At 41.9% G+C, this 13,892-nt stretch carries 13 protein-coding genes; 5 read left to right on the forward strand and 8 right to left on the reverse strand.

Annotated features, from left to right (window positions below; genetic code table 11):
• Nucleotides 1-203: 203 nt before the first annotated feature.
• The 3 genes from thrS to TZ92_RS03880 all read right to left on the reverse strand — a co-directional run bounded on the left by thrS (nucleotide 204) and on the right by TZ92_RS03880 (nucleotide 3,417).
• Nucleotides 204-2,147, reverse strand: coding sequence for a threonine--tRNA ligase (gene thrS / locus TZ92_RS03870; protein WP_033630252.1), 1,944 nt, complete (start codon nucleotides 2,145-2,147; stop codon nucleotides 204-206).
• A 10-nt stretch (nucleotides 2,148-2,157) separates the two neighbouring features.
• Complete coding sequence (locus TZ92_RS03875; protein ID WP_033630251.1) at nucleotides 2,158-2,781, reverse strand: adenylate kinase family protein; 624 nt, start codon at nucleotides 2,779-2,781, stop codon at nucleotides 2,158-2,160.
• A 261-nt stretch (nucleotides 2,782-3,042) separates the two neighbouring features.
• Entirely contained in the window at nucleotides 3,043-3,417 is a 375-nt protein-coding gene (locus TZ92_RS03880) for a hypothetical protein (protein WP_033630250.1), read from the reverse strand.
• A gap of 197 nt (nucleotides 3,418-3,614) precedes the next feature.
• On the opposite strand from TZ92_RS03880, the gene TZ92_RS03885 reads away from it, so the two are divergent.
• The 4 genes from TZ92_RS03885 to TZ92_RS03900 all read left to right on the forward strand — a co-directional run bounded on the left by TZ92_RS03885 (nucleotide 3,615) and on the right by TZ92_RS03900 (nucleotide 7,264).
• Complete coding sequence (locus TZ92_RS03885; protein ID WP_033630249.1) at nucleotides 3,615-4,466, forward strand: metallophosphoesterase family protein; 852 nt, start codon at nucleotides 3,615-3,617, stop codon at nucleotides 4,464-4,466.
• A 163-nt stretch (nucleotides 4,467-4,629) separates the two neighbouring features.
• A complete protein-coding gene (locus TZ92_RS03890) occupies nucleotides 4,630-5,571 on the forward strand; it encodes a hypothetical protein (RefSeq protein WP_033630248.1) in 942 nt (313 codons plus the stop codon).
• A gap of 165 nt (nucleotides 5,572-5,736) precedes the next feature.
• Nucleotides 5,737-6,174, forward strand: a complete 438-nt coding sequence (locus TZ92_RS03895) for an Rrf2 family transcriptional regulator (RefSeq protein ID WP_033630247.1) — start codon at nucleotides 5,737-5,739, stop codon at nucleotides 6,172-6,174.
• 67 nt (nucleotides 6,175-6,241) lie between these two features.
• On the forward strand, nucleotides 6,242-7,264 hold the full coding sequence (locus TZ92_RS03900) for a YdcF family protein (protein WP_033630246.1): 1,023 nt from the start codon (nucleotides 6,242-6,244) through the stop codon (nucleotides 7,262-7,264).
• 286 nt (nucleotides 7,265-7,550) lie between these two features.
• Here TZ92_RS03900 and TZ92_RS03905 read toward each other — a convergent pair whose 3' ends face one another.
• From TZ92_RS03905 to TZ92_RS03925, 5 genes are all read right to left on the reverse strand, one after another.
• Nucleotides 7,551-8,333 (reverse strand): DUF4037 domain-containing protein, encoded by a 783-nt coding sequence (locus TZ92_RS03905; RefSeq protein WP_033630244.1) that lies wholly within the window; start codon nucleotides 8,331-8,333, stop codon nucleotides 7,551-7,553.
• Between the two features lie 129 nt (nucleotides 8,334-8,462).
• Nucleotides 8,463-9,122, reverse strand: coding sequence for an amino acid ABC transporter permease (locus TZ92_RS03910; protein WP_033630242.1), 660 nt, complete (start codon nucleotides 9,120-9,122; stop codon nucleotides 8,463-8,465).
• Nucleotides 9,123-9,131: 9 nt separating this feature from the next.
• The gene (locus TZ92_RS03915) at nucleotides 9,132-9,809 is read right to left on the reverse strand and encodes an amino acid ABC transporter permease (RefSeq protein ID WP_033630240.1); all 678 of its coding nucleotides are present in this window, start codon (nucleotides 9,807-9,809) and stop codon (nucleotides 9,132-9,134) included.
• Nucleotides 9,810-9,821: 12 nt separating this feature from the next.
• The gene (locus TZ92_RS03920) at nucleotides 9,822-10,616 is read right to left on the reverse strand and encodes a transporter substrate-binding domain-containing protein (RefSeq protein WP_080702666.1); all 795 of its coding nucleotides are present in this window, start codon (nucleotides 10,614-10,616) and stop codon (nucleotides 9,822-9,824) included.
• A 10-nt stretch (nucleotides 10,617-10,626) separates the two neighbouring features.
• Nucleotides 10,627-11,385 (reverse strand): amino acid ABC transporter ATP-binding protein, encoded by a 759-nt coding sequence (locus TZ92_RS03925; RefSeq protein ID WP_033630238.1) that lies wholly within the window; start codon nucleotides 11,383-11,385, stop codon nucleotides 10,627-10,629.
• A 177-nt stretch (nucleotides 11,386-11,562) separates the two neighbouring features.
• Between TZ92_RS03925 and recJ the strand changes: the two genes are divergently transcribed.
• The gene (gene recJ, locus TZ92_RS03930; RefSeq protein ID WP_033630282.1) at nucleotides 11,563-13,782 is read left to right on the forward strand and encodes a single-stranded-DNA-specific exonuclease RecJ; all 2,220 of its coding nucleotides are present in this window, start codon (nucleotides 11,563-11,565) and stop codon (nucleotides 13,780-13,782) included.
• Nucleotides 13,783-13,892: the final 110 nt, after the last annotated feature.

The following is a 13,892-nucleotide window of genomic DNA, read 5'->3' on the forward strand; positions in this document are numbered from 1 at the left end:
ACTTTTCTAACTCGAGGAAGCAAATCTTGGGAGGATATCCTATATCCAACAGTTAGTGGATAGAAAGGATTGTTGATGAGGATACCATTTGTGGTGGTTTGACCAATCACGACTAGCTCAGGTTAAATAAAATATAAAAAAGCAACAACTATTTCAGTTGTTGCTTTTTCTTACTGAAAAATGTTTCTCAGACAGTGATCGTTTTATTTTTCCACACGTGATTTGTTGGCAATATCAGCTAGGATAGCTTGAACAAAGTCATCAACTGGGACAGTTTGTGTTTCTTTTTGTCCGTAGCGACGAACGTTGACTGTTCCGTCTTCCATTTCCTTGTCACCAACGATCAATTGGTAAGGAATCTTGCTGGTTTGAGAAGCACGGATCTTGAACTGCATTTTTTCATTGCGCTCATCTACATCTGCACGGACACCACGGTCACGGAGTTTCTTAGCCACTTCCCATGCGTAGTCCACGTGTTTTTCGTTAGAAACAGGGATGAGAGTTACTTGGTGTGGTGCAAGCCATGTTGGGAAGGCACCCTTGTAGTTCTCAATCAAGATAGCTGTGAAGCGTTCCATAGTTGAAATAACCCCACGGTGAATCATAACTGGACGGTGTTCTTCCCCGTCAGCTCCGATATATTTGAGGTCGAAGCGTTCTGGGAGCAAGAAGTCAAGCTGGATAGTCGAAAGGGTTTCTTCTTTTCCAAGGGCAGTTTTAACCTGGATATCCAATTTTGGTCCATAGAAGGCTGCTTCACCTTCAGCTTCAAAGTAGTCAACACCCATTTCATCAAGGGCTGCACGAAGCATAGTTTGGGCATTTTCCCACATCTCATCGTTGTCAAAGTACTTGTGAGTATCTTGAGGGTCGCGAAGAGAGAGACGGAAGCGGTATTCAGTCAAGTTGAAGTCTTCATAAACATCGATAATCAACTGAAGGGCACGTTGGAATTCTTCTTGAATTTGTTCTGGAGTTACAAAGAGGTGACCGTCGTTGAGAGACATTTCACGCACACGTTGGAGACCAGTAAGGGCACCAGATTTTTCGTAACGGTGCATCATCCCGATTTCGGCGATACGGATTGGCAACTCACGGTAGGAATGAACATGGTGTTTAAAGACTTGGATGTGGTGTGGACAGTTCATTGGACGAAGGACAAATTCTTCCCCATCACCCATGTCCATGGTTGGGAACATGTCTTCTTGGTAATGATCCCAGTGACCAGAAGTCTTGTAAAGCTCAACAGAAGCAAGTGGTGGAGTGTAAACGTGTTGATAGCCAGAAGCCAGCTCCTTGTCGACAATGTAGCGTTCCAATTCACGACGGATAGTCGCACCGTTTGGCAACCAGAATGGTAGACCTTGACCAACTTCTTGTGAAATCATAAAGAGGTCAAGCTCTTTACCAAGTTTACGGTGGTCACGTTCTTTAGCTTCTTCACGCATTTGAAGGTAGTTTTTCAAGTCTTTCTTGTCAAACCAAGCTGTACCGTAGATACGTTGCATCATCGCGTTGTCGCTATTTCCGCGCCAGTAAGCACCTGCTACATGAAGAAGGTGGAAGATTTGGATACGGCCTGTTGATGGAACGTGAGGTCCACGGCAGAGGTCTACATATTCACCCTGACGGTAGATAGTCAACCCACCTTCGTCTTCTGAGTGTTCTTCGATCAATTCCAATTTGTAAGGGTCGTTCTTGAAGATTTTACGTGCTTCGTCTTTGGTGACTTCTTCACGAATAGATGGGAAGTTTTCTTTGACGATCTTTTGCATTTCTTCTTCGATACGAGGAAGGTCTTCGTTAGAGATTTGACCAGCAGTATTGTCTGTATCGTAGTAGAAGCCATCTTCGATAGCTGGACCAACTCCCAAGTGAATGTCTGGGAAGAGGCGACGAGCTGCTTGGGCGAACAAGTGGGCAGCTGAGTGGCGCAAGATTGGAAGGGCATCTTCGTGATCAGGTGTCACAATTTCGATGCTTCCATCTTCAGTGATAGCGCGAGTCGTGTCGATGAGTTTGCCGTTGAATTTACCAGCCAAGGCTTTTTTAGCTAGGGAATTGCTGATAGATTGGGCAATTTCAAAAGTAGTAACGCCAGATTCGAATTCACGAACAGCGCCATCTGGGAAAGTAATCTTAATCATGGTTTTCTCCTTAAATATTTATTCTATTTTTGTTGGACAATTTTAAGAGCCGAGCAACTTCTTCCGCAGTCTGATTCTCTGATTGACTACCATCTGTTACGAGACTAGGATAGCCTAATAGCACCGCTTCCTTACGAACCATTTGAGCAAAAAGAATGTCTCGTTGCATCCAGTTTTCAAAAGCTTGCTCGGGGTTGGTTGTACCCTCTAAGACATAAGGAACCCATTCTCTCTGTATATAATGCTTTTTTTGAAAATCAGCTGTCGGAGTCAAGCATAGATAGGATGATGCTTGACATTCAAGCTCCTTTACCAAGTGAGGCAAAAGTCCTGCTCCCTCCACCAAGAGAGGTCTGTTTTGATTTTTTATCAAGTAAGATTTTACATATGGAAAAATCTCTTCATAAAAGCACCATTCTTCATCTGCCATCTCTTCTGGCTTTCTCATCCAGATTTGTTCTGGATTTCTATCCTTCCTAAGAAGGCAAATTGGCTGTGAGTCTGCACTTGCTTGACTCATCATCTCTTCTACCAAATCATCCAGTTTGATATGAAGTAGTTGATACTGTCTAGCAAGAAGTGAGGCAATTGTTGACTTTCCACTACAAGGCGATCCGCCAATCATATAAAGCATCGTTCTTCCTCCTTCTGACAAAACAAAAAACGACATCCTAAAAGGACGTCGCAACGTGGTTCCACCTTCATTTATGTTCCTCAAAAAAGAGGGACACCTCAGATTGGCTTTAACGTAGCCACCGTTTTATGTTTGCATAAAAGTCAGTAGAGTAGTATCAGTTTAGGCTTTCTATGCGTTTCCAGCAACCACGCACTCTCTAGTAGAAAGGGACTAAGTGACTTGTCTCTATGCATTATTATAGCATGATTGCGAGAATTTTCAAGGTTTTTGTATAATTTTTTTGTTTTTCTCTTTTTGGAAGAGATGATTGATACCCATGCCAGCAGCCAAGCCAAGTAGGGCAAAGAGCTCATAGGCTAGGAAGTAAAGAAGGATGAACTCACCAAAGGTGATGATGGTAAAGCAATGGAGCAGACCAATACCGAGTAGCCACCAAAGTGAGAAATGAAATCGATAGCTATAAAGTAGCGATACGATAAAGGTTACTAGAGGTGAAAAAAGGATGATGTTGTAAATGTACAGTCCCTTCAGTATATATGGGTCAGAGATGCATAGAGAGAGGAGTTCATAGAGTGGCCAGTAAAAAAAGAAAATGACAAGGTAGTATGGGATATACTTAAGATAATTCCGCATGGCAATAGTCCTCCAATCTGCAAAAATTGAGAGATATTGTATACAACATAATCCTAAATGAAGGGGAAATCTCTACTTATATTATAGCACGATTTGGAGGCTCTTACAATTTAATCCAGTGATTAGTGATAGTGATCTTTTCGAGTGTTTTCTGCTATAATACTAACAAAAGAAGTAAGAGAGAATGAGGAGAAAGAATGACCAAAATAGCAGTTCTTTCAGACATACATGGAAATACGACAGCTTTGGAAGCTGTTCTGGCTGATGCTAAAGCGGCAGAGGTAGACCAATACTGGCTTTTAGGGGATATTCTGATGCCAGGAACAGGACGTAGAAGGATCTTGGACCTCTTAGCTAGCTTGCCTATTACAGTAAGAGTTCTTGGTAATTGGGAAAATAGTCTCTGGCGAGGCCTGCATCGCAAGTTAGACCCTACAAAAGCGAGCCATCGTTATCTCCTGCGTCAAAGTCAGTACATCTTAGAGGAGGTCAGCCCTGAAGAAATTGAAAACCTCAACAATCAACCTATGCAAGTTCATCGTCAGTTTGGTGATTTGATGGTGGGAATCACTCACCATCTCCCTGATAAAAACTGGGGAAGAGAATTGATCCATACGGGAAAACAAGAAGATTTTGATAGATTGGTGACGAATCCACACACCTCTATCGCAGTATATGGCCATATTCATCAGCAGTTGCTTCGTTACGGAAGTGATGGACAGTTGATTCTTAATCCAGGTTCCATTGGACAACCTTTCTTTCTAGATGCGAAGTTGCGTAAGGACCTGCGGGCCCAGTATATGATCTTAGAGTTTGATGAGGCAGGTTTGTCTGATGTTGATTTTCGTCGTGTGGATTATGATGTGGAAACTGAATTGCAGTTGGCTAAAGATTTGAAGCTCCCCTATTTCCAGGTCTACTATGAAAGTTTGGTAAATGGAATTCACCACACTCATAACCATGAATTGTTAGGTCAGATTAGTGAACAAGAAGGTTATGATCAGGATGTTGAACTCTGGATGGAAAGAGACAAGAAAGATTGGTTTTAAGAGGACTTCTAGCTAGAAATCAGATAGTCTAGTGACTGCTGCTGTTTCGCGATAAGTCGAACTGGATACGAATTGACGGCTTCTCAAATTTATGTTAGAATAACGGAATATAACTAATTTGAATCTCATACTAATTGATATTCAAAATAAGAGGAGACAGATAATGAAACCAGAAGAGTTACACGCCATTGCCTCGGAGTTGGGCTTGCAATTTGACGAAGATTCGCGTAGTATTTATGGCACGCAGTCAGGCTATTTACTTTTCCTGCAAGAAACTGATGTGAAAAATCAGTTTCGACTTTGTGTCAGTGTGAGTTTGAATGGCAATCCTGCGGATTCAGAAGAAAACGAATTGGTTTGGGATGAGTTTAAGAGTGAATCTCTTCCAAACTTGTCGACCTTGTCTATCAACCAGTACCTTGTTTCTTTTGTCGTAAAAGGTGCCATGCGCAAATCAAAAACAATTGAGAAGTTACAGACGCTCATAACAGATCTCGTTGCCTTCCTTGAAACCCATCATTTCGTCCAAGTCTGTGCCTACAGTGGTCAGGAGGGTCCTGTTGGTCTCTATCAATTAGGTGATTCAATTTTCCTTATCAATGAGGAAAGCTATCAATTGCTGAAGAGCAATCTTCAGATTGAGGTGGATTCTTATCAAAATCAAAAGGAAAATGTTCTTCTTGGAGCAGTTGGTGCGTTGCTTGGAGCCTTGATTGGTGGAGCAGTTGCTCTATTTATCGCTCGTCTAGGTTATGTAGCTATGGTAGCGGGGATTGTTCTGGGGATTTGTACCATTAAAGGATATGAAATCCTTGGAAGAAAGATATCTCGAAAGGGGATTGTAATTTCCTCTATTTGGATGGTGATTACTGTCTTTCTAGTGAATCAAATTGATTTGGCGATGGAAGTCGTTTCCAAACTAGGGGTTGAGTTTGCCTTTGCTTTCCGAGCGGTGAATGAATTAATCTTTAGCGGTGATTTCCCAGATAACTATTTTTATAATCTAGCTATGTTAGCTGTGTTTACCTTAGTTGGTGCTGGGGTGTCTATCAGCTCGGTTTGGTCAAGTCATAAAACAAAGGGGATTGCCCGTAAAATTGCATAAAAAAATAAGTCTTTGTATGTCCTCCGCTGTTCTGGTTACCAAGAGGGATACAGGACTTTTTGCATGGAGAAGGTAATCAGTCTATAATATTTGACAGGGAAACCAAAAACGGTATAATGTTTATACGGGAAAAGATGAATAAAATATCAATGAAAGGAGAAGAAGATGCAAATTTCAAGCCGATTTACAATTGCGACTCATATGATGATTATTATTGCAATGCAGGATACAGACAGCAAGGTAACCAGTGATTTTCTTGCGGCTAGTGTCGGAGTCAATCCAGTCATTATCCGTAAGACTTTATCGCAACTCAAAAAAGCAGGATTGATTTCAGTTGCTCGTGGTACGGGGGGAACTGAGATAATAAAAGACCTTCAGGATATCAGTTTGTTGGATGTCTACCAAGCTGTGGAGTGTTTAGGAAAATCCGGTAAGCTCTTTAGTTTTCATGACAATCCAAATCCTAATTGCCCAATTGGTGCGAATATCCATGGGGTCTTGGACCAAAAGCTGTTCGATGTTCAAGCAGCTATGGAAAACCAACTGCGTCAGACAAGTCTGGCTCAGGTTGTAGCCGATGCTCAGAATAAACTGTCTAAGTGAGAGGACTAAGGTTCTCTTTTTCTATTGCCATAATTATGGTACAATGTAGTCATTAAAGGAGGAGACTATGTACTTTATCACAGGATTTTTTGTCCTACTTTTTCTCGTTTCGTTTTTAAGGGACAATCGTAGTCTCTGGAATCCAGCTCTCTTGCTTTTGTCTCTGCTTTTTTCTTATATGTCTATTGCCAATCTTTTTTACGAAGTTGGACAGAAAGAAGTGCACATGGTTTTCTTTGCAGGGATTTTTCTCCTGCTGCCTCTTTTAGTTTTTCTAAGTGGTTTTTTCCTTATTTATAATGGATTTGTGTTATTGAAAAAAGAAGGAAAATCCAAGGCAAATTATTTGTCTCTAGGATTAGGCTGCGTGATTCTATTCTTTTTTGTGATCATGGCAATTCGAGTGAGCGATACCAAGGGCTTGTTTTACACCAATCATCTAGTGAATATTCTCTTTTTCTTTTTGATTTATTCGTATTTGATTTTTGGTTTTGCCTTTGCAGGATTTCTGCTTTATTCTATCCTGTATCTTTTCATTCCCAAGAAAAAATATTATGATTTTATCATCATTCACGGAGCAGGCTTATTGAATGGAGAAAAAGTGACTCCCTTACTGAAGAGTCGCATTGACAAGGCAGTAGAAGCCTATCACCAGTCTCTCAATCCCAATGTTAAAATCATCGCAAGTGGTGGCCAAGGTGGGGATGAGAAGATTTCCGAAGCTCAGGCGATTTGTAATTATTTGTTGGAAGCGACGGATGTTCCGAGAGAAGCGATTCTCCTAGAGGAAAACTCAACGACGACCTATGAGAATCTTCTCTTCTCAAAAGAAATGGGAGAGAAGCTGGTGGCCAGTCCACGTTTTCTCTTTGTGACCAATGATTACCATGTTTTTCGTACCAGTACCTATGCTCGCCGTATTGGGATGAAGGGAGATGGTCTTGGTTGCCGTACAGCCGCCTACTATATCCCATCGGCCTTTATCAGAGAATACATTGCTCTATGTGTGAAGATGAGATGGCTTTTTCTCGCCTTCTATATTTTATTAATTTTAGCTCTGATTTTATCCTATAGAGGTGTTCTATGGTAATATGTAAAATTCATATTGTAATTCTTGTTAGAATCTCTAAAAAATCTTGTAGTAACCCTAAGGGAAAAATTGTCACTAGTAATGAAAGAGCAGGGTAAGTGATTGTGAGTGCGGTTTTTGGAACGGCTTCATGATTGCTCGTCAATCAATTGAACAATTTCTAACCTAGTTGCAGATTTTTAGATAGAGTCAAAAATAGGCAACTGAATATGAGTAGACTAGAATTTTACAGTCAACGACAAATAAAAATGTGAACAGCAACAGAGGTTCACATTTTCTTTTTGGTCTATGGCAAAATGGCTTTTAGTTCCTTCAGGATAGTTTGCAAGGTTACGATCGCTTGTTCTCCTTGTTGCGGTTGATAGAGTAGTTGGAAATACTTGCGAATGGTTTCTTCAAATTGCTTAGGGAGGAGTGTACAATGGGTCTTTGCGTACTCCAACATTCGTTTTTCACCAGGATGGGTTTGCTCATTGAGCGCAAATAACAAGTCAAAGTAGGAAGCAAAAAACTCACTCGTACGATGATTCATACTGAGAAGATCTTGGCGTTTGATAGCTTTTTCTATTTGGTGAGAGAAGGCAGGCATGGCTTGTTCTAGTAAAAGGAGCTGCCTTTCGATGATCTGTTTTTTGAGTTCCTGTGGATAGGGAATCTGGTAGGTTCTTTGGAGCGAAGCATAGTGTCTATTCGGGTCGTATAAAATCTTGCTGTGGAGTAGATTATGCCACATGCAAGTTGTATAAGCATTTTGAGCTTTGTGTTGAAAAACGGTTGAGTTCAATTCCTGTTCAAACGACTCCAGCGAACGATAAATCAACTCGATTTCGATACCGTTGTTTAGTACGCAGTCATCCTCTAACTCCCAAAACTGGTTTCCAATTTCCATATAGGAGCAATAGTTGCTAAGAATGATTTGACGAGTTTTCTCATCAATAGGTGAGTTAAGATAGACATAGACATCATAGTCAGAATTTTGATCGTAGGCTTGTCCTGCACGAGAACCACCAAGAGCGATAGCTTCTACTTGTTCCAGTTGAGAGAATTCTTTGCAAAGTTCGTGGATCATGATTTTTCTCCTTGCTTTATGGTTTTAAAGTCATTTTACCAAAAAGTAAAACGTTTGCATAGCATTGAGTTACTCTTTTTCATTTATAGCAAAAAATGTGAACCCTTGTTTTGAGTTCACATTTCTTTTTTATTCTGCGGCTTGTTGCCAACGTTTTGCTAGCATATGAGACAGGCTAGAAATGGCAAAGTTAAAGATAAAGTAAATCAAGGCAATCAGGATATAAAGACTGAAGACCTGCTCTGGTTCGAAATAGCGTCCCATGAGAATTTGGCTGGCGCCAAAGAGTTCTTGTAGAGCGATAACAGAGTAGAGAAGGCTGGTATCCTTAATCACAGTTACAAACTGAGAAATGATGGCTGGCAGCATTTTACGGATCGCTTGTGGGAGAATGATGTAGTAGAGGATTTGCGCAGAGGTGAATCCTTGCGACATTCCTGCTTCGTACTGGCCCTTGTCCACGGCATTGAGACCGCCTCGGATAATCTCAGCCAGGGCTGCTGAGGTAAAAAGGGTAAAGGCTGTAATACCTGCTGGTGTGGACTTCATCTTAAACACCAAAAAGATGGTGAAAATCCAGAGGAGGTTGGGAACGTTACGTACAAACTCGATATAAATGCTGGAGATGATCCGTAAAATAGGATTTTTTCCATTTCTCATAACCGCAAGTACCGTCCCGATCAGGGTAGAGAGGACAATGGCAATCAGAGAAATATAGAGGGTCAAGCCAAATCCTTTAAAGATAAAGGCTAGGTTATCTGGGGTCAAAACTTCTAAAATAGATTCCATAGTAACCTCCTAAAGTGAATAGGCTTTTTTATTGGCTTGCTCCATCTTGCGCCCAAACTGAGCAACAGGGAAGCATAGGGCAAAGTAGAGTAGGGCAGCACCTAGAAATGCAGGGATGTAGTTTCCGTTGAGAGCTGACCAAGACTTGGTCACAAACATCAAGTCTACTCCAGAGATGATAGCTACGGTAGAGGTATTCTTGATGAGGTTAACAATTTGGTTGGTCAAAGGTGGGAGAATGATACGGAAGGCCTGAGGCAAGATAATCAAGCGCATGGCACTGATATAGGTAAAACCTTGCGACAAGGCGGCCTCCATCTGACCACTAGGAATAGACTGAATCCCTGAACGAATAACCTCCGCAATATAGGCACCGTGATAGAGTCCCACACAAAGTACAGCTGTCCAATAAATGGGAATCATGATGGTGTGTTCACTGATAAGAGGCAAACCATAAAAGACGATGACAAACTGCACCAAGAGGGGAGTATTTTGGTAAAATTCGACAAAGATACGAGCCAAAACGCGCAAGAATGGGCGTTTACTAGTTGACATGGCCCCAAAGAAGATGCCCAAAAGCATGGCGAGGATAAAGGAACCAATCGCTAGAGCAAGGGTGAAGAGGAAACCATTGAAAAATTGTCCAAAATCCTGAAAATAGGCTGTCCAAGATGATAAATCTGTCATAGGGTGTCCTCCTTAATCAGCGGTATGGCTAGATGGTTTGAGCTTGTAACGGCCATAGAGTTTCTGCAAACTACCATCCTTGCTCCATTTAGTGACCAAGGTATCAAGATAGTCGTTTAGTTCGGTATTTGATTTTTTGGTGACGATACCGTAGTCAGATGGCTTGAAACTATCATCTAGTAGTTCTGTCCGTTTACTAATGTAGCCAGACAGGATAGAACGGTCCACGGAAAAGGCATCAATACGGTGAGCGTGAAGGGAAGTAATCAATTCTGGGTAGGAACCAAGTTCGACGAATTTAAAGGTTAGACCTTTCTTTTTGCCCAGTTCAGTAATCAGGCGTTGGGTGATGGAACCTTGGGCAACCCCAATGGTTTTACCGTTTAGATCTTCAATGCTTTTAATGTTAGCGGATTTGTTGACCAAAAAGCCAGAAGCGTCCGTGTAGTAGGGACTGGTAAAGTTATAGAGTTTTTTACGTTCATCTGTGATGGTAAAGGTTGCGATGTCCATGTCGACCTGTTCATTGTCTAGGAGCGGTCCACGAGTTTGCGCGGTAACTGGAACGTAGCGAATCTTGACTTTGAGTTCGTCTGCAATCATCTTGGCTAAGTCGGTTTCGATGCCAGAATAAGTCCCTGTCTTGGGGTCCTTGTAGCCAAAATTAGGAACATCTTGTTTGACACCGACAACTAGTTCGCCTCTTTTTTGAATGTCTGCGACACTAGTATCAGCCTGTACTGGTTTGGCAGCAGTAAGGCCGAAAAGACTAATCAATAATGCGGATAAAAAGAATTTCTTTTTCATAGGCGCCTCCTTATTTGACTTTGTCACTTTCGTGGTTGATAATTTTGCTGAGGAATTGTTGGGCACGAGGTTCGCTTGGATTGTCAAAAAAGTCATCGACATCTGTCGTATCTACTAAAACCTCTCCGTCGGCCATAAAGATAATGCGGTCCGCAACCTCTCGAGCAAAGCCCATTTCGTGGGTAACGATGATCATGTTCATCCCGTCATGTGCCAGTTTTTGCATAACTGCTAGAACATCACCGATGGTTTCAGGGTCAAGAGCAGATGTTGGCTCATCAAAGAGGAGGAGCTCCGGATGCATGGCAAGACCACGAGCAATGGCGATCCGCTGTTTTTGACCACCAGATAGCATAGCTGGATAGGAATCTTTCTTGTCCCACATATTTACAAATTCCAGATATTTTTGGGCTGTTTTTTCAGCTTCTTTTTTATCAATTCCTAGAACTTTAATGGGCGCAAGTGTCACGTTTTCTAACACTGTTTTGTGTGGATAAAGATTAAAATGTTGAAAAACCATGCCGACTTCCTTACGAAGAGGAACTAAATCTTTCTGACTAGCACCTGCTACTTGGTGTCCATTGACCAGGAGACTTCCTTTGTCAACAGCCTCTAAACCATTAATCGTACGGATAAGAGTAGACTTCCCAGAACCAGAAGGTCCAAGCAGGACAACAACTTGTCCTTTTTCAAAACGGAGATTGATGTCGCGGAGTGCGTGATAGTCTCCGTAATATTTTTCGACGTTTTTAAATTCTACTAAAGTCATGAGAGATCTCCTTTGTGTTAGATTTTATAACATGATTCTACACCAAAAGAATGTTCTTGTCAAATCATATCTGAAAAAAATTCACTAAAATGTTATAAAAAAGCAATCTGAATAGAGAAAATGCCTAAATCATGTTATAATGAAACGATAGAATTCTTAGAAAGAGTGGATGTCTTTTTGATAACTCCTACTTATGAATGGCAGTTTGCCCCGCAGGTTGAAGATGCGGATTTTACAAAGATAGCCAAGAAGGCTGGGCTGGGTCCTGAGGCGGCTCGGTTATTATTTGAAAGAGGGATTCAGGATGAAGAAAGTCTAAAGAAGTTTTTAGAACCTTCTTTAGAGGATTTACATGACCCCTATCTGCTCCATGATATGGACAAGGCAGTGGAACGGATTCGTCAGGCCATTGAAGAAGGGGAAAACATTCTCATCTATGGAGACTACGATGCGGATGGTATGACTTCAGCTTCGATTGTGAAGGAAAGTTTAGAACAGCTTGGCGCCGAGTGCCGTGTTTACCTGCCTAATCGTTTTACCGATGGGTATGGCCCCAATGCCAGTGTCTATAAATATTTTATCGAGCAAGAGGGTATTTCCTTGATTGTGACAGTGGATAATGGGGTTGCGGGTCACGAAGCCATTGAATTGGCCCAGTCTATGGGAGTGGATGTCATTGTGACCGACCACCATTCCATGCCTGAAACCCTTCCCGATGCCTTTGCCATTGTTCACCCTGAGCATCCGGATGCGGACTATCCTTTCAAATATTTGGCCGGATGCGGAGTGGCTTTCAAGCTAGCTTGCGCTCTTTTAGAAGAAGTGCAAGTGGAATTGCTTGATTTGGTCGCTATCGGTACCATTGCTGATATGGTGAGTTTGACGGATGAGAATCGCATTTTGGTCCAATATGGTCTGGAAATGCTGGGGCATACTCAGCGTATTGGTCTACAAGAAATGCTAGACATGGCTGGGATTGCTGCGAATGAAGTGACAGAAGAAACGGTTGGCTTTCAGATTGCTCCTCGTTTAAATGCCTTGGGGCGCTTGGACGATCCTAATCCCGCCATTGATTTGTTGACTGGATTTGATGACGAGGAAGCACATGAGATTGCCCTCATGATTCATCAGAAAAACGAAGAGCGCAAGGAAATCGTTCAGTCAATTTATGAAGAAGCTAAGACCATGGTGGATCCTGAGAAGAAGGTCCAGGTTTTGGCCAAGGAAGGCTGGAATCCTGGCGTTCTGGGTATAGTGGCTGGGCGCTTGCTGGAAGAACTAGGGCAGACAGTTATCGTTCTTAATATAGAAAATGGTCGTGCCAAGGGTAGCGCTCGTAGTGTGGAAGCAGTCGATATTTTTGAAGCTCTGGATCCCCATCGAGACCTCTTTATCGCCTTTGGTGGCCATGCTGGTGCAGCAGGAATGACACTGGAAGTTGAGAAACTTTCAGATTTATCTCAGGTTTTGGAAGACTATGTCCGTGAAAAAGGTGCAGATGCTAGTGGTAAGAATAAGTTAAATCTAGATGAAGAGTTGGATTTGGAGACTCTTAGTTTAGAAACGGTTAAAAGTTTTGAACGCTTGGCACCCTTTGGAATGGACAATCAAAAACCTATCTTTTATATCAAGGATTTTCATGTCGAAAGTGCCCGTACTATGGGAGCGGGCAATGCCCACCTCAAACTAAAAATTTCCAAGGGTGAGGCGAGTTTTGAAGTGGTGGCCTTCGGACAAGGTAGATGGGCGATAGAGTTTGCTCAAACAAAAAACCTAGAATTGGCAGTCACCTTGTCTGTCAACCAATGGAATGGCCAAACTGCCCTCCAGTTGATGATGGTGGATGCGCGTGTGGAAGGTGTTCAACTCTTTAACATTCGTGGGAAGAACGTAGCCCTGCCAGAAGGGGTTCCAGTTTTAGATTTCTCTGGAGAGTTGCCAGATCTAGCGAATAGTGATGCTGTGGTTGTGAAAACCATTCCTGAAGATATTACCTTGCTGAAGACCATTTTTCAAGAACAGGATTTCTCAGCTGTCTATTTCAAAAATGACATTGACAAGGCCTACTATCTGACAGGTTACGGGACTAGAGAACAGTTTGCCAAATTGTACAAGACCATTTACCAGTTCCCAGAGTTTGATATTCGCTACAAGCTGAAAGATTTGGCGGCTTATCTCAATATCCAACAAATCTTACTGGTCAAGATGATCCAAGTATTTGAAGAGCTAGGTTTTGTGACGATCAAAGATGGTGTCATGACAGTCAATAAAGAAGCGCCGAAAAGGGAAATTGCTGAAAGTCAGATTTACCAAAATCTCAAACAAACTGTAAAAAATCAAGAAATGATGGCTCTGGGTACGGTGCAAGAAATGTATGATTTTTTAATGGAGTTATAGATGGAAGGGGACTGAGCTGACCTATCTCGGTCTCTTTTTGTCGGATAAATGCTTGATGTGGGAGTGGTTGATAAGACGGTCTTTTGAGTGGTTCGCTGATGTAAAAATTG

Origin of the sequence: Streptococcus oralis subsp. oralis, assembly GCF_000960035.1 — a bacterium.
GTDB classification, from domain to species: Bacteria; Bacillota; Bacilli; order Lactobacillales; family Streptococcaceae; genus Streptococcus; species Streptococcus oralis_G.

Coding starts and splice junctions, on each gene's coding strand:
- TZ92_RS03885 (WP_033630249.1), top strand. CDS start 3,615: ATGACCAAAATAGCAGTTCTTTCAGACATACATGGAAATACGACAGCT.
- TZ92_RS03880 (WP_033630250.1), bottom strand. CDS start 3,417: ATGCGGAATTATCTTAAGTATATCCCATACTACCTTGTCATTTTCTTT.
- TZ92_RS03875 (WP_033630251.1), bottom strand. CDS start 2,781: ATGCTTTATATGATTGGCGGATCGCCTTGTAGTGGAAAGTCAACAATT.
- TZ92_RS03895 (WP_033630247.1), top strand. CDS start 5,737: ATGCAAATTTCAAGCCGATTTACAATTGCGACTCATATGATGATTATT.
- TZ92_RS03910 (WP_033630242.1), bottom strand. CDS start 9,122: ATGGAATCTATTTTAGAAGTTTTGACCCCAGATAACCTAGCCTTTATC.
- thrS (WP_033630252.1), bottom strand. CDS start 2,147: ATGATTAAGATTACTTTCCCAGATGGCGCTGTTCGTGAATTCGAATCT.
- TZ92_RS03920 (WP_080702666.1), bottom strand. CDS start 10,616: ATGAAAAAGAAATTCTTTTTATCCGCATTATTGATTAGTCTTTTCGGC.
- TZ92_RS03915 (WP_033630240.1), bottom strand. CDS start 9,809: ATGACAGATTTATCATCTTGGACAGCCTATTTTCAGGATTTTGGACAA.
- TZ92_RS03925 (WP_033630238.1), bottom strand. CDS start 11,385: ATGACTTTAGTAGAATTTAAAAACGTCGAAAAATATTACGGAGACTAT.
- TZ92_RS03905 (WP_033630244.1), bottom strand. CDS start 8,333: ATGATCCACGAACTTTGCAAAGAATTCTCTCAACTGGAACAAGTAGAA.
- TZ92_RS03890 (WP_033630248.1), top strand. CDS start 4,630: ATGAAACCAGAAGAGTTACACGCCATTGCCTCGGAGTTGGGCTTGCAA.
- TZ92_RS03900 (WP_033630246.1), top strand. CDS start 6,242: ATGTACTTTATCACAGGATTTTTTGTCCTACTTTTTCTCGTTTCGTTT.